The 22517-nt window shown below is 50.2% G+C and carries 23 protein-coding genes; 11 read left to right on the top strand and 12 right to left on the bottom strand.

Annotated features, from left to right (window positions below; genetic code table 11):
• Nucleotides 1-31: 31 nt before the first annotated feature.
• On the bottom strand, nucleotides 32-1207 hold the full coding sequence (gene manA, locus FQ015_RS04185) for a mannose-6-phosphate isomerase (RefSeq protein WP_001170638.1): 1176 nt from the start codon (nucleotides 1205-1207) through the stop codon (nucleotides 32-34).
• 198 nt (nucleotides 1208-1405) lie between these two features.
• Here manA and fumB point away from each other — a divergent pair, with 198 nt between their 5' ends.
• Together fumB and fumC are read left to right on the top strand one after the other, a co-directional pair.
• Nucleotides 1406-3052, top strand: coding sequence for a class I fumarate hydratase (gene fumB / locus FQ015_RS04190; RefSeq protein WP_105278790.1), 1647 nt, complete (start codon nucleotides 1406-1408; stop codon nucleotides 3050-3052).
• Between the two features lie 142 nt (nucleotides 3053-3194).
• A complete protein-coding gene (fumC, locus tag FQ015_RS04195) occupies nucleotides 3195-4598 on the top strand; it encodes a class II fumarate hydratase (RefSeq protein WP_105278789.1) in 1404 nt (467 codons plus the stop codon).
• Here fumC and tus read toward each other — a convergent pair.
• The 3 genes from tus to rstA all read right to left on the bottom strand — a co-directional run bounded on the left by tus (nucleotide 4595) and on the right by rstA (nucleotide 7624).
• Nucleotides 4595-5524: a DNA replication terminus site-binding protein gene (tus, locus tag FQ015_RS04200; protein ID WP_105278788.1), complete on the bottom strand. Its 930-nt coding sequence runs from the start codon at nucleotides 5522-5524 to the stop codon at nucleotides 4595-4597. The two genes, fumC and tus, sit on opposite strands and share 4 nt — an antisense overlap.
• A gap of 75 nt (nucleotides 5525-5599) precedes the next feature.
• Nucleotides 5600-6901 carry a two-component system sensor histidine kinase RstB gene (gene rstB / locus FQ015_RS04205; RefSeq protein WP_048969958.1) on the bottom strand — a complete coding sequence of 434 codons (1302 nt, stop codon included), beginning with the start codon at nucleotides 6899-6901 and terminating at the stop codon, nucleotides 5600-5602.
• Nucleotides 6902-6904: 3 nt separating this feature from the next.
• Nucleotides 6905-7624, bottom strand: a complete 720-nt coding sequence (gene rstA / locus FQ015_RS04210; RefSeq protein WP_001092504.1) for a two-component system response regulator RstA — start codon at nucleotides 7622-7624, stop codon at nucleotides 6905-6907.
• Nucleotides 7625-7752: 128 nt separating this feature from the next.
• On the opposite strand from rstA, the gene FQ015_RS04215 reads away from it, so the two are divergent.
• A complete protein-coding gene (locus FQ015_RS04215) occupies nucleotides 7753-8088 on the top strand; it encodes a GlpM family protein (protein ID WP_000524867.1) in 336 nt (111 codons plus the stop codon).
• Here FQ015_RS04215 and folM read toward each other — a convergent pair.
• From folM to ydgH, 3 genes are all read right to left on the bottom strand, one after another.
• On the bottom strand, nucleotides 8085-8807 hold the full coding sequence (gene folM, locus FQ015_RS04220; RefSeq protein WP_160523737.1) for a dihydromonapterin reductase: 723 nt from the start codon (nucleotides 8805-8807) through the stop codon (nucleotides 8085-8087). The genes FQ015_RS04215 and folM overlap by 4 nt on opposite strands.
• A gap of 36 nt (nucleotides 8808-8843) precedes the next feature.
• The gene (locus FQ015_RS04225; RefSeq protein ID WP_000412394.1) at nucleotides 8844-10226 is read right to left on the bottom strand and encodes an amino acid permease; all 1383 of its coding nucleotides are present in this window, start codon (nucleotides 10224-10226) and stop codon (nucleotides 8844-8846) included.
• A 185-nt stretch (nucleotides 10227-10411) separates the two neighbouring features.
• A complete protein-coding gene (gene ydgH, locus FQ015_RS04230) occupies nucleotides 10412-11356 on the bottom strand; it encodes a DUF1471 family protein YdgH (RefSeq protein WP_000769317.1) in 945 nt (314 codons plus the stop codon).
• A gap of 523 nt (nucleotides 11357-11879) precedes the next feature.
• Between ydgH and pntA the strand changes: the two genes are divergently transcribed.
• Entirely contained in the window at nucleotides 11880-13412 is a 1533-nt protein-coding gene (pntA, locus tag FQ015_RS04235; RefSeq protein ID WP_105267527.1) for a Re/Si-specific NAD(P)(+) transhydrogenase subunit alpha, read from the top strand.
• A 10-nt stretch (nucleotides 13413-13422) separates the two neighbouring features.
• Nucleotides 13423-14811, top strand: a complete 1389-nt coding sequence (pntB, locus tag FQ015_RS04240) for a Re/Si-specific NAD(P)(+) transhydrogenase subunit beta (protein WP_000014036.1) — start codon at nucleotides 13423-13425, stop codon at nucleotides 14809-14811.
• Between the two features lie 24 nt (nucleotides 14812-14835).
• Here the strand turns inward: pntB and tqsA are convergent, their stop codons facing one another.
• Nucleotides 14836-15870 carry an AI-2 transporter TqsA gene (gene tqsA, locus FQ015_RS04245; RefSeq protein WP_097412052.1) on the bottom strand — a complete coding sequence of 345 codons (1035 nt, stop codon included), beginning with the start codon at nucleotides 15868-15870 and terminating at the stop codon, nucleotides 14836-14838.
• A 134-nt stretch (nucleotides 15871-16004) separates the two neighbouring features.
• Here tqsA and FQ015_RS24685 point away from each other — a divergent pair, with 134 nt between their 5' ends.
• The 3 genes from FQ015_RS24685 to mdtI all read left to right on the top strand — a co-directional run bounded on the left by FQ015_RS24685 (nucleotide 16005) and on the right by mdtI (nucleotide 16963).
• A complete protein-coding gene (locus FQ015_RS24685; protein WP_085948401.1) occupies nucleotides 16005-16175 on the top strand; it encodes a protein YdgV in 171 nt (56 codons plus the stop codon).
• Nucleotides 16176-16281: 106 nt separating this feature from the next.
• Nucleotides 16282-16647 (top strand): multidrug/spermidine efflux SMR transporter subunit MdtJ, encoded by a 366-nt coding sequence (gene mdtJ, locus FQ015_RS04250; RefSeq protein ID WP_000276155.1) that lies wholly within the window; start codon nucleotides 16282-16284, stop codon nucleotides 16645-16647.
• On the top strand, nucleotides 16634-16963 hold the full coding sequence (gene mdtI, locus FQ015_RS04255; RefSeq protein ID WP_000046674.1) for a multidrug/spermidine efflux SMR transporter subunit MdtI: 330 nt from the start codon (nucleotides 16634-16636) through the stop codon (nucleotides 16961-16963). Before mdtJ ends, mdtI begins: the two co-directional genes overlap by 14 nt.
• A 38-nt stretch (nucleotides 16964-17001) precedes the next feature.
• Here mdtI and FQ015_RS04260 read toward each other — a convergent pair whose 3' ends face one another.
• The 3 genes from FQ015_RS04260 to asr form a co-directional block, all read right to left on the bottom strand.
• A complete protein-coding gene (locus FQ015_RS04260) occupies nucleotides 17002-17823 on the bottom strand; it encodes a trypsin-like serine peptidase (protein WP_001260847.1) in 822 nt (273 codons plus the stop codon).
• A gap of 99 nt (nucleotides 17824-17922) precedes the next feature.
• Nucleotides 17923-18006, bottom strand: coding sequence for a hypothetical protein (locus FQ015_RS04265; protein WP_000233092.1), 84 nt, complete (start codon nucleotides 18004-18006; stop codon nucleotides 17923-17925).
• Nucleotides 18007-18098: 92 nt separating this feature from the next.
• Nucleotides 18099-18407 (bottom strand): acid resistance repetitive basic protein Asr, encoded by a 309-nt coding sequence (gene asr, locus FQ015_RS04270; RefSeq protein WP_001362115.1) that lies wholly within the window; start codon nucleotides 18405-18407, stop codon nucleotides 18099-18101.
• Between the two features lie 270 nt (nucleotides 18408-18677).
• Between asr and FQ015_RS24690 the strand changes: the two genes are divergently transcribed.
• Nucleotides 18678-18782: a KPN_01571 family protein gene (locus FQ015_RS24690; RefSeq protein ID WP_001351109.1), complete on the top strand. Its 105-nt coding sequence runs from the start codon at nucleotides 18678-18680 to the stop codon at nucleotides 18780-18782.
• A gap of 47 nt (nucleotides 18783-18829) precedes the next feature.
• Here FQ015_RS24690 and FQ015_RS04275 read toward each other — a convergent pair whose 3' ends face one another.
• A complete protein-coding gene (locus FQ015_RS04275; protein ID WP_039021278.1) occupies nucleotides 18830-20083 on the bottom strand; it encodes an MFS transporter in 1254 nt (417 codons plus the stop codon).
• Nucleotides 20084-20189: 106 nt separating this feature from the next.
• Between FQ015_RS04275 and FQ015_RS04280 the strand changes: the two genes are divergently transcribed.
• Nucleotides 20190-21083, top strand: a complete 894-nt coding sequence (locus tag FQ015_RS04280) for a LysR family transcriptional regulator (RefSeq protein WP_160523738.1) — start codon at nucleotides 20190-20192, stop codon at nucleotides 21081-21083.
• A gap of 134 nt (nucleotides 21084-21217) precedes the next feature.
• A complete protein-coding gene (gene mlc, locus FQ015_RS04285; RefSeq protein ID WP_000225276.1) occupies nucleotides 21218-22438 on the top strand; it encodes a sugar metabolism global transcriptional regulator Mlc in 1221 nt (406 codons plus the stop codon).
• Nucleotides 22439-22517: the final 79 nt, after the last annotated feature.

Consider the following 22517-nt stretch of genomic DNA (forward strand, 5'->3'; position numbering starts at 1 on the left):
AGCAAGAGATGTTAATTTTTTCAGTAAGCTCTTACAGCTTGTTGTAAACACGCGCTAAACGGCCGTGGCCTTTGACAGTCACCGGTGATTCGTTGGCGGCAATAAACGCTGATTCACCCGGTTTAAGCTGTAACTGCTGAGAACCTTTACACAGCGTTGCATCGCCTTCGACGCAGAACAAAATGGCGGCACTCTGCTGGCTGATGGTGGTTTCTTCTTCGCTAAGGTCATGCAGCGAGAAGGCAAAATCATCCACCGGAATCGGGAAGTCCAGTTCTGCACCTTGTTTCACTGGCTGGGTCAACAACTGGTTAGCCGGTTTGGCTTCGAACTTCACATTGGCAACCAGTTCCGGAATATCAATGTATTTAGGCGTCAGACCCGCACGCAGCACGTTATCGGAGTTCGCCATCACTTCCAGCGCCACGCCTTGCAGGTAAGCGTGCGGTGTTTCAGCGAACAGGAACATCGCTTCGCCAGGATTCAATTTCACCACATTCAGCAACAGCGGGGAGAACAGACCGCTGTCTTCCGGGTAAAATTCAGAAATTAAACGAATCGTTTGCCATGGTTCACCCTGCTGGCTGTCGAGGGCCGATTTTAAAATCGCCAGCGCGCGGGATTTTTCTTCACCCTGCATATTCAACAGGCTGGCGAACAGTTCGCTTAAACGTTCGGCATCAGGCTGTTGTAAAAAGTGAGCAATCGCCGGATGTGCACCTGCGACTGGCTGGAGTAGGGAGACAATCTCGGAAAACTCACGAAACGCGTTCATCGCAAGGAAAGGCGTCAGCGCAAAAACCAGCTCCGGCTTGTGGTTAGGATCTTTATAGTTACGCTCAGCGGCATCCATCGGAATACCTGCAGCATTTTCTTTGGCAAAACCGATTTCAGAATTGCGTTTGTTTGGATGAACCTGAATGGAGAGCGGCTGTGCTGCGCATAATACTTTGAACAGGAAAGGCAGTTCGCCAAAGCGTTTGGCAACGGCCTCTCCGAGCAGAGTCGATTTATCACTCTCAATCACATCACGCAGTGAAACGATATCTCCGGCGGCATTCTGCACCTGTGAACTGCTTTTCGGATGTGCGCCCATCCACAGCTCGGCCATCGGCTGGCTGGACGGATTTTCCATACCATAAAGTTCAGTCAACGCCGTTTTGCTGCCCCAGGCATAGTTTTGCACTGAGTTAATGAGTTTTTGCATGATCAATCCCTGTTTTAATGTGGAAATTAATCCCGCTATTAAAGCAAGAATCCTACGGGAAGTAACCTGGAGCCGCAAAAAGTCGTACTAGTCTCAGTTTTTGTTAAAAAACTGTGTAGGATATTGTTACTCGCTTTTAACAGGGCAACGGAACACCCGCCCAGAGCATAACCAAACCAGGCAGTAAGTGAGAGAACAATGTCAAACAAACCCTTTCATTATCAGGCTCCTTTTCCACTCAAAAAAGATGATACTGAGTATTACCTGCTAACCAGCGAACACGTTAGCGTATCTGAATTTGAAGGGCAGGAGATTTTGAAAGTCGCACCCGAAGCGTTAACTTTGTTGGCGCGTCAGGCGTTTCATGATGCGTCATTTATGCTGCGTCCGGCTCACCAACAACAGGTGGCCGATATTCTGCGTGACCCGGAGGCCAGCGAAAATGATAAATATGTGGCGCTGCAATTCCTGCGTAACTCCGACATCGCGGCAAAAGGCGTTCTGCCAACCTGTCAGGATACCGGCACCGCGATTATTGTTGGTAAAAAAGGGCAGCGTGTATGGACCGGTGGCGGTGATGAAGCAGCGCTGGCGCGCGGTGTCTATAACACTTATATCGAGGATAATCTGCGCTACTCGCAAAACGCGCCGCTGGATATGTATAAAGAGGTGAATACCGGCACTAACTTACCAGCGCAGATCGATCTTTATGCCGTTGATGGTGACGAGTACAAATTCCTCTGTATCGCCAAAGGTGGCGGTTCGGCAAACAAGACGTATCTCTATCAGGAAACCAAAGCGTTACTGACGCCGGGAAAACTGAAAAATTACCTGGTTGAGAAGATGCGCACGCTGGGTACGGCGGCCTGTCCTCCGTATCATATTGCGTTCGTTATTGGTGGAACTTCAGCAGAAACGAATCTTAAAACGGTGAAACTGGCTTCCGCTAAATACTATGATGAACTGCCAACGGAAGGAAATGAGCACGGTCAGGCGTTCCGCGATGTGGAACTTGAAAAAGAATTGCTGATCGAAGCGCAAAATCTTGGTCTGGGTGCGCAGTTTGGTGGTAAATACTTCGCTCACGACATCCGCGTGATTCGCCTGCCACGTCACGGCGCATCCTGCCCGGTCGGTATGGGCGTCTCCTGTTCTGCTGACCGTAATATCAAAGCGAAGATCAACCGTCAGGGGATCTGGATCGAAAAACTGGAACATAATCCAGGCAAATATATCCCGGAAGAGCTGCGCAAAGCGGGAGAAGGCGAAGCGGTGCGCGTTGACCTTAACCGTCCGATGAAAGAGATCCTCGCACAGTTGTCGCAGTATCCCGTTTCTACACGCTTATCGCTGAATGGCACGATTATCGTCGGTCGTGATATTGCTCACGCCAAACTGAAAGAGCGGATGGATAACGGTGAAGGGCTGCCGCAGTACATCAAAGATCATCCGATTTACTATGCGGGTCCGGCCAAAACGCCGGAAGGTTATGCCTCCGGTTCTCTTGGCCCAACGACCGCCGGACGGATGGATTCTTATGTCGATCAACTGCAAGCGCAGGGCGGCAGTATGATCATGCTGGCGAAAGGCAACCGCAGCCAGCAGGTGACGGATGCCTGTAAAAAACACGGCGGTTTCTACCTCGGTAGTATCGGTGGTCCGGCAGCAGTATTGGCAAAGGGAAGTATTAAGAGCCTGGAATGTGTTGAATATCCGGAACTGGGAATGGAAGCCATCTGGAAAATTGAAGTAGAAGATTTCCCGGCGTTTATCCTTGTGGATGATAAAGGAAATGACTTCTTCCAGCAGATACAACTCACACAGTGCACCCGCTGTGTGAAATAAACAGAGCCGCCCTTCGGGGCGGTTTTTTTACATGGCACGAAAGACCAAACATTTGTTATCAAATAGTAAATAATGAGTGAGCTAAAAGTTGCTTAACGAAAGCAAAACAGAAAGAAAAAATTAATCAGGTGAGGAGCAGGCCATGAATACAGTACGCAGCGAAAAAGATTCGATGGGGGCGATTGATGTCCCGGCAGATAAGCTGTGGGGCGCACAAACTCAACGCTCGCTGGAGCATTTCCGCATTTCGACGGAGAAAATGCCCACCTCACTGATTCATGCGCTGGCGCTAACCAAGCGCGCAGCGGCAAAAGTTAATGAAGATTTAGGCTTGCTGTCTGAAGAGAAAGCGAGCGCCATTCGGCAGGCGGCGGATGAAGTATTGGCAGGACAGCATGACGACGAATTCCCGCTGGCAATCTGGCAGACCGGCTCCGGCACGCAAAGTAATATGAACATGAACGAAGTGCTGGCTAATCGGGCCAGTGAATTACTTGGCGGCGTGCGCGGGATGGAGCGTAAAGTTCACCCTAACGACGACGTGAACAAAAGCCAAAGTTCCAATGATGTCTTTCCGACGGCGATGCACGTTGCGGCGCTACTGGCGCTGCGCAAGCAACTCATTCCGCAGCTTAAAACCCTGACACAGACGCTGAATGAGAAATCGCGCGCATTTGCCGATATCGTCAAAATTGGTCGTACCCACTTGCAGGATGCCACGCCGCTAACACTGGGGCAGGAGATTTCCGGCTGGGTAGCGATGCTGGAGCATAATCTCAAACATATCGAATACAGCCTGCCGCATGTAGCGGAACTGGCTATGGGCGGTACAGCTGTGGGTACTGGACTAAATACCCATCCGGAGTATGCGCGTCGCGTGGCAGATGAACTGGCAGTCATTACCTGCGCACCGTTTGTTACCGCGCCGAACAAATTTGAAGCGCTGGCGACCTGTGATGCCCTGGTTCAGGCGCACGGCGCGTTGAAAGGGTTGGCTGCGTCACTGATGAAAATTGCCAATGATGTCCGCTGGCTGGCCTCAGGCCCGCGCTGCGGAATTGGTGAAATCTCAATCCCGGAAAATGAGCCGGGCAGCTCAATCATGCCGGGGAAAGTGAACCCAACCCAGTGTGAGGCATTAACCATGCTCTGCTGTCAGGTGATGGGGAACGACGTGGCGATCAACATGGGGGGCGCTTCCGGTAACTTTGAACTGAACGTCTTCCGTCCGATGGTGATCCACAATTTCCTGCAATCGGTGCGCTTGCTGGCAGATGGCATGGAAAGTTTCAACAAACACTGCGCAGTGGGCATTGAACCGAATCGTGAGCGAATCAATCAATTACTCAATGAATCGCTGATGCTGGTGACTGCGCTCAACACTCACATTGGTTATGACAAAGCCGCCGAGATCGCCAAAAAAGCGCATAAAGAAGGGCTGACCTTAAAAGCTGCGGCCCTTGCGCTGGGGTATCTTAGCGAAGCCGAGTTTGACAGCTGGGTACGGCCAAAACAGATGGTCGGCAGTATGAAAGCAGGGCGTTAATCTGCAACATACAGGTGCAGCCGGGGAATGATCAAACGAAGCGGCTGCGCCTGTGGTTTATAACGGTGTTGCACATTGTCGGCATCGTAATTTAACAACTCCCCAACGTCCGGCACGCCCGCGCCATTATCCCGATTAATCAGCGCAATAAGCGGCGTAGGGCAAGCGTGTTGTACTTGTTTTTGATCTCCCTTGTACCAGACGCGGGCAATCGGCTGCACCTTCACCGGACGTTTGATTTTTAACTTCGCGTCCTGTGGCAGGGTAGCAATATCCTGATACTCTCTCTCCAGTTTTCGTTGCCACTCTTCGCGCGTCCACGGTGCGACACTGCGCGGTGATTTCAGGCTTTTTTCCAGCTGTGCCAGGACTTCATCACGATGCAAATTCTTAATGATATGTTTATTGGCCCAGCCAAAACGTAAAGTGGCGGGGTCGTGAAGAACGGTGAGCGTGCGATAAGCGTTAAGTGTGATTAGGCCCGGCAAGTGGCGATGCACCCATTCAAAACGCGCCGCTGTGGGGAGTTCTGACTCAACCGTGACGATATGCTCGAACGTAGTCTTGAGTTGATTGATGTGCTGAATATGACTGACCAACACTGCTTGCGAAAGGTTATCGACCTGGTAACACAACACGCCAGGTAGACGAACAGCGGCCTTGCTGCTGCGATTTTCGGACTGTTGTTGAATAAATAAATGGCGGAAATGACGCAACGCCAGCGCCTGCGCCTCTTTGCCGAGATGTTGCTTTACCTCAATACGATTAAGCGGATTATGCTCATCCTCTTTTTTCACCTCCGGTAAAGAGAACACGCGGGCAACCAGCAATTTGTGCTGTTCTAGCTCAGCGGCAAATGCAGCCAGCTCTTGTTCCATCTGGCGAAAGGTAGTGTTGAGTCGGTCTACGAGATCGTAACGCGCCATAATATTAACCACTTTAGTTACAACATCCTTATTTTATAGCACAGTGGTGGTGACTTGACCACCGTGCGCGTAATGTCAAACAGAGGTAAATTGCGGGATGTTATGCCATAACGGCCAGCTAAACGAGAAGCGGGCACCCCCCAGTTCGCTGGTGTCACAATTAACCGTACCGCCCATTGCTAGTGCTATAGAGTGGACAATCGCCAACCCCAGCCCGCAGCCGCCGGTTGAGCGATCCCGGCTGGGATCGAGGCGAACAAAAGGTTCAAAGATATGTTCGCGGTTTTCTGGGGCAATCCCTGGGCCATCATCCTCAACAATTAATGTCGCTCTATTTCCCGACAGTAGCAGGCTGGTTTCAACCGTTGAGTGACAGTAGCGCAGGGCGTTATTGAGCAAATTATCCAGCACGCGCTCCATTAAGCGCATATCCAACGCCGCATAATGGCCTTGCGCGAGCGTTTTAATCCGTACCGTTTTATCGGGCGTTACTGCCTGAATGTCTGCCAGATGCGTTGACAGCCACAACGGCAGGTCTGGTTCGCTAAGATGAAGCTCGTTTTGTGGGCGATCGAGTCGGGCATAAGTCAGCAGCTCTTCAATTAAAGCTTCAAGTTGACTGATATCGCGATTCAACGCCTGGGATTCGGCGGCGCTCAGGTTATCGCTCATCTCCAGTCGATAACGCAAGCGCACTAACGGCGTTCGCAGTTCGTGAGCGATTCCGTCGATAAGCTGTTTTTTACTGGCAATCAAGGCGTTGATATTGTCCGCCATCTGGTTAAATGCGACACCAAGTCGTTCAAAGCTTGAACCCTCATCAAAGTGGATACGCTCATTGAGATGCCCATCGCCAAATCGTTGCGCCGCTGCTTCCAGTTTTAACATATCCTGCCAGTGCGGACGCATCCAGATAAACACCGGAAAGGCGAGGGAAATGGCAATAAAAGCGATCAGGGCGATATCCAACAATCGCATCTGATGGAGGTAATAAAGATAAGGAACAGGACCAACGGCCAGCACATAGTGGCTACGCGGGATGCGCTGTAAAAACGTGTACTGATCGTCAAGGGCGACAATCTCGCCGCCACGCAGTCGGTGCATGGAAATATCATCAAGATGATATTTACTCAGCGGCTCGACACGCAGATCGAAAGAGAGATTTAAATCCATCTCCTTCAGCGTCTTACCCCAATCGTGTGGGGGGATCTCACGCAATTCGCTGCGCATCAGATACAGCGAACTGTTCATCAAATCATCCAGCGACTGTTTGCCCGCGCGTTCGGCGGTAAATTTGTACACCAGCCCAACCAGCAGAGACATCACAAGGAAGCAGACAAACAATAACAGGTAAAACTGGATAAACAGTTTTTTCATCGCTTATTCCCATGCATGAGGCGCAAAAAGATAGCCTTTGTTACGCACAGTTTTAATGCGATAAGGTTCTGCGGCGTTATCGAGCAGTTTTTTTCTTAACCGCGAAATAGCCACGTCCACGCTACGATCCAGTCCGTCATAACTGACGCCGCGTAAATTTTTCAGCAATGCATCGCGGTCCATGATTTGCCCAGCATGGGTAGCTAATTCCCACAATAATTCGAAATCAGCTGTCGAGAGCGAGATTTCAGTGTTAGCCAGGGTGACTACGCGGTTGATGGGATCGATGGTCAACGTGCCGAAATGCAGGGCTTTGTAGGGAGTCAGAGACGTTTCCTGAAGACCTTTGCTCAGTGTGGCTTGCTCATTCTGACGCAAATGCAAACGTAAACGCGCTAACAAAACAGCAGGGGGCGTCGTTTTGAGAATATAGTCGCAGGCACCCATTTCCAGTGCCAGGATGTGGTTCATATCGCTATCGAGAGAGGTTAGAAGAACAATAGGTCCGGACCACTTTGCGCGTAAATCACGACAAATGGTCATGCCGTCCTTGCCTGGTAGCATGATATCGAGTAACACCAAATCCGGATTTTCTCGCAGAATAGTTTCTTCGGCCTGGTCGCCGCGCGGCTCTACGGTAACCTGCATATCATGTTTTGCCAGGTACGCGGCAATCAGTGAACCGACTTCCGCATCATCTTCCACAAATACGATAGTGTTCATAACATTCACGGTAGATATAAAAACGTCACAATACACCGCGCTGTTTTTACTTACTATCAATCGTTTCTAAACAAGTTTTCATCAGGTATTCTACTGGTGACTTGTTATGGAATTGTTAAGGTAAAAAGATGGGGCTGGTAATCAAAGCCGCGCTCGGTGCGCTGGTAGTGCTGTTGATTGGTGTTTTAGCAAAAACGAAAAATTATTATATCGCCGGACTGATTCCGCTTTTTCCGACTTTTGCGCTCATCGCGCATTATATTGTTGCCAGCGAACGCGGCATTGAAGCCTTACGTGCAACAATCATTTTTAGTATGTGGTCGATAATTCCCTATTTTGTTTACCTGGTGTCGCTGTGGTATTTCACCGGAATTATGCGCTTGCCCGCCGCTTTTATCGGTTCTGTAGTGTGCTGGGGACTAAGCGCATGGGTGTTGATTATATGCTGGATTAAGCTGCATTAACGCAGATGACGACCGCCATCAAGTGGGAAACTGCGTCCGGTGACAAAGCAACTGGTAAGTAAGTAATCGACCAGGTCGATCACTTCTTTCTCGCCAGGCGCGGTTTTCATCAGTGATTTATTCAGTGCCTGTTGACGATATTCGGCATCATCATGCTCATTAAACAGGATCAGCGATGGCGCAATAGAATTTACTTTCACTTCAGGTGCCAGCTTGCGGGCAAACGAGCGGGTCATATTATCCAGTGCTGCTTTGCTTGCAGCATAGGCAATATGTTTGTCGCTACCGCGCTCCACCACATAATCGGTAAAGTGAATAATATCGCTGGCGGCGTGTCCGTGCCCGCGCAGTAATCTTTCCAGCGCGTGGTTAAGTAGGTATGGGGCATTAACGTGGATCTGCATCATGCAGGCCAGTACGTCGGTGAGTGGCATACCTGGTTTTTCTGCCATCCACGCACTGGCATTGTGCAACACCGCACGCAGGCCGTGGGTGCTTTTTAGCACTTCATCGGCAAACGCCATCACACCGTCGTTGGTCGAAAAATCAGCCTGAATACACAGCGCACCCGCATTCATCAGCTCATCAATGGCAGGATAGTGTGTCCGATAGCTGACTATCACCGGTTGCTTTTGATTAATGAAATGCCAGGCGAGGGCGAGGCCGATGCGACGGCCGCCTCCAGTAATTAATATTGGCAAGGCGTGGGTTTTACCCATCGTTATCTCCTTTGCTATCCAACGATGGGATGAACGTTATCCCACCAGCATCCAGGTCGCCGGAACTGAGGCAATTAACAGCATGCCAATCAGCACCATTTCCTGACGATTCAGTACATTATCATGTGTATGCGTTTTACGCGCGTACAGGAAGACCAGTAGCCCTGGCGCATACAGAACGACGGACAACAGCAGATGCATTGGACCAGAGGCGTACAATAACCATAAGCCATAAATGCAGGCACCGACACCTACCGCTTTATGCAGTGGACGGGTTGCGATTTTCAGCAAGAACGCGCCGACCAGGAAATAAGGCACCAGAATCATTTCTGAGGCGATGGTCAGCAACGTGTTGTAATCGGAACCGGTAAGCCAGATCAGTACCAGACAAATTTGCACGCAGATATTGGTCAGCCACAGTGAGGCGGATGGCGCGGCTTGTGCGTTCTGGCGCGCGAAAATGCGCGGGAATGCTTTATGGGTGGCTGCAAGGAACGGAACTTCTGCTGCCATGATGGTCCAGCTTAAGTACGCGCCGCAAACGGAAACGATCAAACCGGCAGCGATGATGATTTCGCCCCACGGTCCCATCATTTCCACCATCAGACCGGCCATTGACGGGTTACGAATTTCAGCCAGTTCAGGACGTGCTACCACGCCCAGCGAAAGCAGCGTTACCAGCAAGTAAACGCCCAGAGCGGAGAGAACCGCCAGCAGTGTTGCTTTACCTACATCACGTTTATTACGCGCACGCGCCGAAACGACCACAGCACCTTCCACACCAATGAAAACCCACAGGGTGATCAGCATGGTGTTTTTCACCTGTTCCCATACCGGTACGCCAAGTGCAAGGCCAGTAAAGTCGAGCTTGAAGGTGTCCAGTTTGAACATCATCATCGCCAGCACAATAAACAGGCCCAGCGGCAACAATTTTGCCAGTGTCGCCACCAGGTTAATGCTGGCAGCGGTTTGTACCCCGCGCAGGATCAAAAAGTGAACAATCCACAATAAAGCCGAGGCACCGACGATCGATTGCCAGGTATTGCCATCGCCAAACAGACGCAATTCCGGCGTGTCCGTAAAAAAGCTTAACGCGGAAAAAACGATCACCAGATAGGAGACGTTGGCGATAACCGCGCACAGCCAGTACCCCCATGCGGAACAAAAGCCGATTAACTCACCAAACCCTTCGCGGGCATAGGTAAAGATGCCGCCGTCAAGCTCGGGGCGAATGCGTGTGAGGATCAGCATGGCAAAGGCCAGCAATAAAATGCCAGCACCAGTAATGCTCCAGCCGATGAGCAGTGCTGCCGGGCTGGCAACTGCCGCCATATTTTGCGGCAGACTGAAAACACCCGCGCCCAGCATTGAGCTTAATACCAGCGCGGTGAGTGCGCTCAGTCCCAGTTTCTTTTCCATCGATATCCAGTGGTTAAAACGTGATTAGAAGAATAAATATTAGGGCAAAACGCATAAAAATGGAGTTTGCCACTGAAGCGCGGGATTTTACGAAGAGATGTGTCTGCATGCAATGGTCGTGGGGAAATTTGTGACTAAAAATGCGAAAGGCGGCATTAAGCCGCCTTATAGTGGTAACTGAATAGTTATTTATACAGATCTGCGCTAACGGTGAGGTTATTACCACGTTCCTGCCACTGGCGGGTGATGTGGTAATACTTAGCGCCTTTCTTCGCGGCACGTTTCGCAACCTGATAGGAGACTTCGGTCATGTTGCCATAGTTGCCAGAGAATTTGATGCTGTCGAATGGAACCATCATCGCTGCTGTTGCTTTGTTCAGTTCTTCGACTTTAGTACCATCAGGAAGCGTGACAGTGTAACGCCCGCCTTTTGATGACTGGGTTTCAAAGAAGCGACCAACTTCAGAACTTGGTGATGCGGTTGTCGCAACCCCTGGGATCTCTACTTTCTTCGCTGCTTCGCCACCCGCAGCCAGAGCTGCACGCCCCGCTTCGGAATCTGCCGGGATCACATCCGGGCTTTGTACGACGCGTTTCTTAGCATCTTTTTTATAGATGAACGCTGTAATGCGCTGGTTACCGCCCTGGTTAGCATCGATTTGACGAACAATGTAGAAAGCGTAAGCGCCTTTCGCTTTTGCCGCTTTGGTGATGGCGTCATTGACTTCAGGCTGGCTACGATAGAAGCCCTGAACGGTAACCGTATCAAACGGTTCAATCAGAACGGCCTGATCTTTTGGCAGTTCGACAACACCGTTGATAACGCGATTACTTGTTTCTTCGGCTTTTTCAGCATCGGCTTTATAGAGGTCAGCGACCACACGCCAGTTACCGCTGTTACCAAAATCAGAAGTGTCGACAACATAAAAAGAGGCGGCACCTTCTTTATCAGCGCGACGAGAAACGGCTTTCACCGCTTCGCCAATAGCATTAAAACGACCGGTAACCACTACACGGTCAAAAGGTTTAACCGCTGCCGCTTGCTCCGGTGTCAGTTCTGTTGCTGCGTTAACGGAAAAGGCCGTAGCAGAAAGCAGTGCCGACGCCAGGAGGGTGTTCTTAAGCTTCATAAAAATAATCCTTCGCCTTGCGCAAACCAGGTACTGGTATTGTTATTAACGAGAAACGTGGCTGATTATTGCATTTAAACGGTGTAACTGTCTGCGTCATTTTTCATATCACATTCCTTAAGCCAATTTTAATCCTGTTCAAATGACGGTCTATGCTTAAAAAACAGCCGTATCAGCATCAATACTACTGAAGCAACTGAATTGTATAAGTTAATTTAATGTTAAGTAATGATTCGTGCCGGGGCGATATCACGTTTTACCTGTCCACCGAAGATAATTATCAGTCTTTATCTAGCGTTCTAAGGTGTTTATCCCACTATCACGGCTGAATCGTTAATATTTTGCGAGTTCACGCCGAAATACTGATTTTTGGCGCTAGATCACAGGCATAATTTTCAGTACGTTATAGGGCGTTTGTTACTAATTTATTTTAACGGAGTAACATTTAGCTCGTACATGAGCGGCTTGTGTGGATCCTGACACAGGCAAACCATCATCAATAAAACCGATGGAAGGGAATATCATGCGAATTGGCATACCAAGAGAACGGTTAACCAATGAAACCCGTGTTGCAGCAACGCCAAAAACAGTGGAACAGCTGCTGAAACTGGGTTTTACCGTCGCGGTAGAGAGCGGCGCGGGTCAACTGGCAAGTTTTGACGATAAAGCGTTTGTGCAAGCGGGCGCCGAAATTGTAGAAGGGAATAACGTCTGGCAGTCAGAGATCATTCTGAAGGTCAATGCGCCGTTAGATGATGAAATTGCGTTACTGAATCCAGGGACAACGCTGGTGAGTTTTATCTGGCCTGCGCAGAATCCGGAATTAATGCAAAAACTTGCGGAACGTAACGTGACCGTGATGGCGATGGACTCTGTGCCGCGTATCTCACGCGCACAATCGCTGGACGCACTCAGTTCGATGGCGAACATCGCTGGTTATCGCGCCATTGTTGAAGCGGCACATGAATTTGGGCGCTTCTTTACCGGGCAAATCACGGCGGCAGGGAAAGTGCCACCGGCAAAAGTGATGGTGATTGGTGCGGGTGTTGCAGGTCTGGCCGCCATTGGCGCAGCCAATAGTCTCGGCGCGATTGTGCGTGCATTCGACACCCGCCCGGAAGTGAAAGAACAAGTTCAAAGTATGGGCGCGGAATTCCTCGAGCTGGACTTTAAAGAGGAAGCGGGCAGCGGCGATGGCTATGCCAAAGTGATGTCGGATGCGTTCATCAAAGCTGAAATGGAGCTCTTTGCCGCCCAGGCAAAAGAGGTCGATATCATTGTCACCACCGCGCTTATTCCAGGCAAACCAGCGCCGAAGCTGATTACCCGTGAAATGGTTGACTCCATGAAGTCGGGCAGTGTGATTGTCGACCTGGCAGCCCAAAACGGCGGCAACTGTGAATACACCGTACCGGGTGAAATTTTCACTACGGAAAATGGTGTCAAAGTGATTGGTTATACCGATCTTCCGGGCCGTCTGCCGACGCAATCCTCACAGCTTTACGGCACTAACCTCGTTAATCTGCTGAAACTGTTGTGCAAAGAGAAAGACGGCAACATCACGGTTGATTTTGATGATGTGGTGATTCGCGGTGTGACCGTGATCCGTGCTGGCGAAATTACCTGGCCGGCACCGCCGATTCAGGTATCAGCTCAGCCGCAGGCGGCACAAAAATCGGCACCGGAAGTGAAAACTGAGGAAAAATGTGCCTGCTCACCGTGGCGTAAATACGCGTTGATGGCGTTGGCAATCATCCTTTTCGGCTGGATGGCAAGCGTTGCGCCGAAAGAGTTCCTTGGGCACTTCACTGTGTTCGCGCTGGCCTGCGTTGTCGGCTATTACGTGGTGTGGAATGTATCGCACGCGCTGCATACACCGTTGATGTCGGTCACCAACGCGATTTCAGGGATTATTGTTGTCGGAGCACTGTTGCAGATTGGCCAGGGCGGCTGGGTTAGCTTCCTTAGTTTTATCGCGGTGCTTATAGCCAGCATTAATATTTTCGGTGGCTTCACCGTGACTCAGCGCATGCTGAAAATGTTCCGCAAAAATTAAGGGGTAACATATGTCTGGAGGATTAGTTACAGCTGCATACATTGTTGCCGCGATCCTGTTTATCTTCAGTCTGGCCGGGCTTTCGAAACATGAAACGTCTCGCCAGGGTAACAACTTCGGTATCGCCGGGATGGCGATTGCGTTAATCGCAACCATCTTTGGACCGGATACGGGTAATGTTGGCTGGATCTTGTTGGCGATGGTCATCGGTGGGGCAATTGGTATCCGCCTGGCGAAGAAAGTTGAAATGACCGAAATGCCAGAACTGGTGGCGATCCTGCATAGCTTTGTGGGTCTGGCGGCAGTGCTGGTTGGCTTTAACAGCTATCTGCATCATGACGCGGGAATGGCACCGATTCTGGTCAATATTCACCTGACGGAAGTGTTCCTCGGTATCTTCATCGGGGCGGTAACGTTCACGGGTTCGGTGGTGGCGTTCGGCAAACTGTGTGGCAAAATTTCGTCTAAACCGTTGATGCTGCCAAACCGTCACAAAATGAACCTGGCAGCTCTGGTCGTTTCCTTCCTGCTGCTGATTGTATTTGTTCGCACGGATAGCGTCGGCCTGCAAGTGCTGGCATTGCTGATAATGACCGCCATTGCGCTGGTATTCGGCTGGCATTTAGTCGCCTCCATCGGTGGTGCAGATATGCCGGTGGTGGTGTCGATGCTGAACTCGTACTCCGGCTGGGCGGCTGCGGCTGCGGGCTTTATGCTCAGCAACGACCTGCTGATTGTGACCGGTGCGCTGGTCGGTTCTTCGGGGGCTATCCTTTCTTACATTATGTGTAAGGCGATGAACCGTTCCTTTATCAGCGTTATTGCGGGTGGTTTCGGCACCGACGGCTCTTCTACTGGCGATGATCAGGAAGTGGGCGAGCACCGCGAAATCACCGCAGAAGAGACAGCGGAATTACTGAAAAACTCCCATTCAGTGATCATTACTCCGGGGTACGGCATGGCAGTCGCGCAGGCGCAATATCCTGTCGCTGAAATAACCGAGAAACTGCGCGCTCGTGGTATCAATGTGCGTTTCGGTATCCACCCGGTTGCGGGGCGTTTGCCTGGGCATATGAACGTATTGCTGGCTGAAGCAAAAGTACCGTATGACATCGTGCTGGAAATGGACGAGATCAACGATGACTTTGCTGATACCGATACCGTACTGGTGATTGGTGCTAACGATACGGTTAACCCGGCGGCGCAGGATGATCCGAAGAGTCCGATTGCTGGTATGCCTGTGCTTGAAGTGTGGAAAGCGCAGAACGTGATTGTCTTTAAACGGTCGATGAACACAGGCTATGCTGGTGTGCAAAACCCGCTGTTCTTCAAGGAAAACACCCACATGCTGTTTGGTGACGCCAAAGCCAGCGTGGATGCAATCCTGAAAGCTCTGTAAACTTGACGGCCTCTGCGGAGGCCGTCACTCTTTATTGAGATCGCTTAACAGAACGGCGATGCTTTGACCTCCCGCTGTTTGTTCAAGCGCAATTTTGACAATAATTGTCAACGGCACGGAAAGCAGCATACCCACCGGTCCTAACAACCATCCCCAAAAAATCAACGACAGAAATACCACCAATGTGGAAAGCCCCAGCCCACGCCCCATGATCCGCGGCTCCAGAATATTGCCGAAGACCAGATTAATCAGCAGATATCCCGCCAGCACCAGCAACGCTTCGTAGAAGCCATTAAACACCAGTACCTGAGCGATAGGGGGGATTGCCGCGAGGACTGAACCAATATTCGGGATGTAATTAAGCGCAAAGGCCAGCAATCCCCAGACAAAAGCGAAGCGAACATCGAGTGCGGCGAGCATCGCCCAGGCGACCAGGCCGGTGATGATGCTGATGGCTGTTTTCAGCACCAGATAATGAGACACACTGTCAATCGCACGCTGAATCGCCGCCATCCCTTCAACCGGACGCGCCATCATTTGCTGAAATTTTCCGGGCAATTGTGGCACTTCGAGCAGCATAAACAACACCGTCAGCAGCAATAAAAATATTGATGACATGGCATTAGATAACTGCGTCAGTAGATTGGTGAGCAAGGTCATCGCTGCGTTCGGGTCAATGTAATGCGCCAGTTGGTCAACTGAGACATCAATCCCTACGCGTTGCAACAACGGTTCAAGAGCTTGAAGTGGTGTCATAATGGAGTTGCGATATTGCGGCAACGTCCTCGTCAATTCATTGAGCGCGGACCCCAGATAAGCTAGCAGCAACACCATTGCCATCACGATGATGGTCATCAAAGTCGACACCGCCAGTACACGCGGCACTCGCCAGCGGACCATGTGTTGCACCAGCGGGTTAAGAATAACAGCAATAAATAATGCGAGAATAAACGGCACGATGATCTCGGCGGCAAAACGGATACCACAGAGAATAATGACCAGCATTCCCAACATAATGACGATTTTTAGACCATTGAGCGTGATGATCGGCTTTGCCATGCTTGTCCCCGTTTTTTCTTTCTTTGCTAATAATAATGTCTTTTTCGTTCCGTCATCATAACGAAAATCAATCCGCTCGGGTAAAGAAGTGAAAATATTTTGAGTTAATTCTTAAGCTATGATACAAATCAGGCGTGTTCAACTACCGAGGACAATTATCATCCGCGATGATGAGAAGCAACACTGCGGATAATTGTAATATTATGGACAATTTGTTCAGGACGTTATTTTCTACATTTACCCATCTTCGTACCTCATCCACTATCTTGCTCGTAGGTGAGCAGCACTGGCGCAACGCGCTTTAGTCCTTTCTTCTGCCTAACCTTGCGCTATGCGCGGGGCTTGATCACTTTGCTCTGGTTTCGCTGAATTGAGCGAAAGATAAAATAATTCTCTTGCAGGAGAAGGACGATGTATATTTATTGGATTTTATTAGGTCTGGCTATTGCTACGGAAATTACCGGCACGCTGTCAATGAAATGGGCGAGCGTCAGTGAGGGTAATGGCGGTTTTATTTTAATGCTGGTGATGATTTCTCTGTCGTATATATTTCTCTCCTTCGCCGTTAAAAAAATCGCCTTAGGCGTAGCTTATGCGCTGTGGGAAGGTATCGGTATTTTATTGATTACCTTGTTTAGCGTTTTGTTATTCGATGAAAGTTTATCGCTGATGAAAATTGCCGGGTTAACGACCCTGGTGGCTGGGATTGTATTAATCAAATCAGGTACCCGTAAAGCGTGTAAACCTGAGCCGGAGGTGAACCATGGCGCAGTTTGAATGGGTACACGCCGTCTGGCTGGCATTGGCAATCGTGCTGGAAATCGTTGCTAATGTCTTTTTGAAATTTTCTGACGGCTTTCGTCGCAAAATCTATGGTTTGCTCTCCCTGGCGGCGGTGCTGGCTGCCTTTAGTGCGCTTTCTCAAGCCGTTAAAGGGATTGACTTGTCTGTAGCCTATGCATTGTGGGGCGGATTTGGTATTGCCGCCACGTTAGTCGCAGGTTGGGTTTTGTTTGGTCAACGTTTAAATCGCAAAGGCTGGATTGGTCTGGTCTTGCTGTTGGCTGGAATGATTATGGTGAAGTTTGCCTGATGAACACGCTGCCCGTGCTGTCGGGCAGCGTTTGAATGCTATTTTTGCAAAAGTTGGTCTAGCTTGTCGCGAAAACCAGTGACAGAAATGGCCCGGTTATCGGCACGCCAGCGATCTTTCGCGGCAGGAGCCGAACTTTGTACGCCAATTAACTGCCAGCCGTCATCGGTATGCAACATCAGTGGCGAACCGCTATCACCCGGCAAAGTATCGCACTGATGGGACATCACCGACGTTTGCGCCCAGCCAGTTACTTCGCAATTTTGATGACTGTATAGCGTATCGAGGTGATCTTCAGGATATCCCGCTTGAGTCACTTTTCGACCTGCCGCTTTTAATGCGGCGGTAAGTGCGGCTTTATCTCCCGCAAATAACGGCAACGGTGTAATGCCAGAAGGGGGATTACGTAGCACAATCAAACCGAAGTCCCACGGCGCAGCTGCGGGAGGAACAATCCAACCATCCCCATCTGCTTTTAACCGCTTTCCCAGTGTCGGGTCAACGCGGCCTTCTATGTCGTGGATCTCATAGCGCCAAAGCCCTTTATTTGACACAAAACGCAGCGCCACCGCTTTATCCGCTTTACCCTTTGGCGGCGTCAATAAACAGTGTCCTGCCGTTAATGCCAGATTGGGGGCAATCAGCGTCGCCGTACATAAATTGCCGCTGGCCGTTTCCAGTTGCCCAACCGCATCCCACGGTGATTGGGTCGTGTCATTCACGGGCACACGATCATCATGACCAAAAAACAGGGTGCTGACCTCATCGTTTGCCGATTTGGCAACGTCTGGTTTATCTGCAAACACAAAAGCAGACGTCAAACTAATTGCACCCAACACTACAGCAATGGTTGTACGCATATCACACTCTGGTGGGTAATTATGATTATTAAAAGCAAACCCTCATAAATACTATAGACGGGACGGGATGAAAGTGGGAGCAAAATCAGATAACTACGATCAGGAAAGATAAAAACGGGTGGCAATCAGTGCGCATAAAATAAGGATGATAAGAATGAACTCAAAGCGATAACGGCCCACCATACTACCCTCCGCTAAAGGCGGTGCCAAACGTTACCCGCTTAGCACCGTAATTTTCAGGCGCGAGGGGGCGCGCCAGCATTACTGTTGAAAACTTACGCTGCGGGTTGTGCAGCAGGTTTTGCCGGTTGCTGATGGCTGTGTTTCTTGGCGTGTTTCTTCGCTGCCTGCGCTTTTTGTTCAGGGGCTTTCTGTTCAGCTTTCGCATTTTTATGATGCTTTTTAGCCGCCTGCGCTTTCTGGGCAGGTGCTGCTTTATGCTGTTTTTTATGATGTGTAGTTTTCGCCGGCGCTGCTTTGGTGGTCGTCGCAGTCGGAGCAGGTGTGGTCGCAGTCTCTGCAGCAAAGGCGGCAGAAGACAGACCCATAGCAGCGGCAACAACCAGAGCTAATACTTTTTTCATTGTCATACCCTCAATTTGTTTTTTCATTTAACCCCACTGCGGGGCCGTTGAAATAACTATATCCCTGGGAATGGCAGACTTCCGTGAGTGGTTGGTTTCAGCGTGTAACGATATGTACAAACGTTAAATAAATTACAGCGTTGATAATAACGTATTGTGACTTAAGGGAAATTTAGCTACCAATAATAGTAGTCTTGATCGGGTTAACTATTTTACTACTTACAAAGCGGTAGAATAACTGCGCATCAGTAATAAATGACACACAGCAAAATGAATCCGTTTATTTGGGTACTTATAATCCTGATGACACTAGATGCGCTGCGGGAATTGGCTGGCGCTTCGTCTATTTTAGGATGGCTATTAACGTTGGTTTGAGCAGGCAATAAGTCCGGATGGGTATTTACCGCAGTCCGGACTTATTTTTAGGCGTGCAGACGACGATGCAAACGCGTCCCGACCAGCAGAGCAATGACCAGCATCAGAGCAATAAATGCGCCGACGCCGTTCCAGCCATAGTTATGCCAGAAAACACCACCCAGCGTCCCGGCAATACTCGACCCCAGATAGTAACTGAACAGATACAGCGAGGAGGCCTGGCCTTTAGCGCGTTTTGCGCGGGGGCCGATCCAGCTGCTGGCAACTGAGTGGGCTGCGAAGAATCCGGCTGAGAAGAGTAACATTCCGGCAAAGATTAGCCACAGCGAGCTGAATAAGGTCATCAGTAAACCAAACAGCATAACCCCCGTCGAAAACAACATCACCGGACCGCGCCCATAACGGGTGGTCATGGTTCCGGCTTTGGGTGAGCTCCATGTACCGGTCAAATAAGCCAGCGATAATAAGCCAACCACGGCCTGACTGACATGCCAGGGGGAGAGCATCAACCGATAGCCGATGTAATTAAACAGCGTGACGAACGACCCCATCAGCAAAAAGCCTTCTGCGAACAATAACGGCAATCCCCGGTCACGCCAGTGCAGACGAAAGTTGATAAATAACGTCTTTGGTCGCAGAGAAGTCGGGCGAAAATGGCGTGATTCCGGGAGGATTTTCCAGAACATCAACGCCGAGGCCAGCGCGAAACAGCCGATAGCCGCCAGAGCAATTCGCCAGTTGAAAAAGTCCGTGAAGACACCGCTAATTAAGCGTCCGCTCATGCCGCCAATTGAGTTGCCGCTGATATACAACCCCATCGAAAAGGCCACGAAACTGGGGTGGATTTCTTCGCTAAGATAAGTCATGCCAACAGCTGCCACGCCACTTAACGAAAGCCCAATCAAGGCGCGCATAATCAAAATGCCGTGCCAGCTGGTCATCATTGTCGAAAGTAACGTACAAATGGAGGCCAACAGTAGCGCCGTGACCATCACTGGTTTGCGACCAATGGCATCGGATAGCGGGCCAGTAAACAGCAAACCGATAGCCAACATCGCCGTTGAAATGGACAGTGAAATACTACTGTTCGCAGGCGTTAAGCCAAACTCCTGCGAAAGCACCGGAAGGATAGGTTGCACACAATAGAGAAGTGCGAAGGTTGCCAGTCCGGCAGAGAAAAGCGCCAGGGTGACGCGCATAAATTGCGGCGTACCGCGTTTAATAAATTGATTTGGCTGAGAAATGCTTTGCTTGTCATTGACGCTTGCCGGAGCGCCATCAACAGTTGTAGTACGGCTCACTTGAAATCCTTGCTAAATATGCCTGTGGATCAGGCTTATGAATAGATTAGGAAAATCGAATTGTTCTGTCTAATATATTAATAATCTCAAATAAGATGTTTTAAATATGAATATTGAACTTCGTCATCTGCGTTACTTTGTTGCTGTTGCGGAAGAGCTGCATTTCGGGCGCGCCGCTGCCCGCCTGAATATTTCGCAACCACCGCTAAGTCAGCAGATTCAGGCGCTGGAGCACCAAATTGGTGCCCGACTGCTGGCACGGACCAATCGCAGTGTATTGCTGACGGAAGCAGGAAAACAGTTTCTTGCAGATAGTAGGCAAATCCTGTCTATGGTGGATGACGCTGCCGCTCGCGCTGAAAGGCTGCATCAGGGCGAAGCGGGGGAGTTGCGCATTGGATTTACTTCGTCCGCTCCTTTTATTCGGGCGGTGTCTGATACGTTATCGCTGTTTCGCCGTGATTATCCCGATGTCCATTTACAAACCCGCGAAATGAACACTCGCGAGCAAATCGCTCCGCTCATTGAAGGAACGCTGGATATGGGATTGCTGCGTAACACAGCGTTACCGGAGACGCTTGAACACGCAGTCATCGTCCATGAACCGCTTATGGCGATGATCCCGCACGATCATCCCCTGGCAAATAACCCGAGTGTAACGCTGGCTGAACTGGCGAAAGAACCCTTTGTCTTTTTTGATCCGCACGTAGGGACAGGGCTGTATGACGATATTCTCGGGCTGATGAGACGTTACAATTTGACGCCCGTCATCACTCAGGAGGTGGGTGAGGCAATGACCATCATCGGTCTGGTTTCCGCTGGTCTGGGTGTTTCAATTTTGCCTGCGTCATTTAAACGTGTTCAGCTCAACGAAATGCGCTGGGTGCCGATTGCTGAAGAGGATGCGGTTTCTGAAATGTGGTTGGTCTGGCCGAAACACCATGAACAAAGTCCGGCTGCGCGTAACTTTCGTATTCATCTGCTGAATGCTCTCAGGTGAGGGAAATTTCAGCGAAAAAGCCCGAAAAATGTGCTGTTAATCACATGCCTAAGTAAAAATTTGACGACACGTATTGAAGTGCTTCACCATAGCCTACAGATTATTTCGGAGCGCGAAAATATAGGGAGTATGCGGTGGTTGCTGAAAACCAGCCTGGGCACATTGATCAAATAAAGCAGACCAACGCGGGCGCGGTTTATCGCCTGATTGATCAGCTTGGTCCAGTCTCGCGTATCGATCTTTCCCGTCTGGCGCAACTGGCTCCTGCCAGTATCACCAAAATTGTCCGTGAGATGCTCGAAGCACACCTGGTGCAAGAGCTGGAAATCAAAGAAGCGGGGAACCGTGGCCGTCCGGCGGTGGGGCTGGTGGTTGAAACTGAAGCCTGGCACTATCTTTCTCTGCGCATTAGTCGCGGGGAGATTTTCCTTGCTTTGCGCGATCTGAGCAGCAAACTGGTGGTGGAGGAGTCGCAGGAACTGGCGTTAAAAGATGACTCGCCATTGTTGGATCGTATCATTTCCCATATCGATCAGTTTTTTATCCGCCATCAGAAAAAACTTGAGCGTCTGACTTCTATTGCCATTACCTTGCCGGGAATTATTGATACGGAAAATGGTATTGTACATCGCATGCCGTTCTACGAGGATGTAAAAGAGATGCCGCTCGGCGAGGCGCTGGAGCAGCATACCGGCGTACCGGTTTATATTCAGCATGATATCAGCGCATGGACGATGGCTGAGGCCTTGTTTGGTGCCTCACGCGGGGCGCGCGATGTGATTCAGGTGGTTATCGATCACAACGTGGGGGCGGGCGTCATTACCGATGGTCATCTGCTACACGCAGGCAGCAGTAGCCTCGTGGAAATAGGTCACACGCAGGTCGACCCGTATGGGAAACGCTGTTATTGCGGGAATCACGGCTGCCTCGAAACGATCGCCAGTGTGGACAGTATTCTTGAGCTGGCACAGCTGCGTCTCAATCAATCCATGAGCTCGATGTTACATGGACAGCCGTTAACCGTGGACTCATTGTGTCAGGCGGCATTGCGCGGCGATCTGCTGGCAAAAGACATCATTACCGGGGTAGGCGCGCATGTCGGGCGCATTCTTGCCATCATGGTGAATTTATTTAACCCACAAAAAATACTGATTGGCTCACCGTTAAGTAAAGCGGCAGATATCCTCTTCCCGGTCATCTCGGACAGCATCCGTCAGCAGGCCCTTCCTGCGTATAGTCAGCACATTAGCGTTGAGAGTACTCAATTTTCTAACCAGGGTACGATGGCAGGGGCTGCGCTGGTAAAAGACGCGATGTATAACGGTTCTTTGTTGATTCGTCTGTTGCAGGGTTAACATTTTTTAACTGTTCTACCAAAATTTGCGCTATCTCAATTTGAGCCTGGAAAGCATAACTTAGACTTTCAAGGTTAAT

This window comes from Escherichia sp. HH26CH, from assembly GCF_009820205.1.
GTDB classification, from domain to species: domain Bacteria; phylum Pseudomonadota; class Gammaproteobacteria; order Enterobacterales; family Enterobacteriaceae; genus Escherichia; species Escherichia coli_F.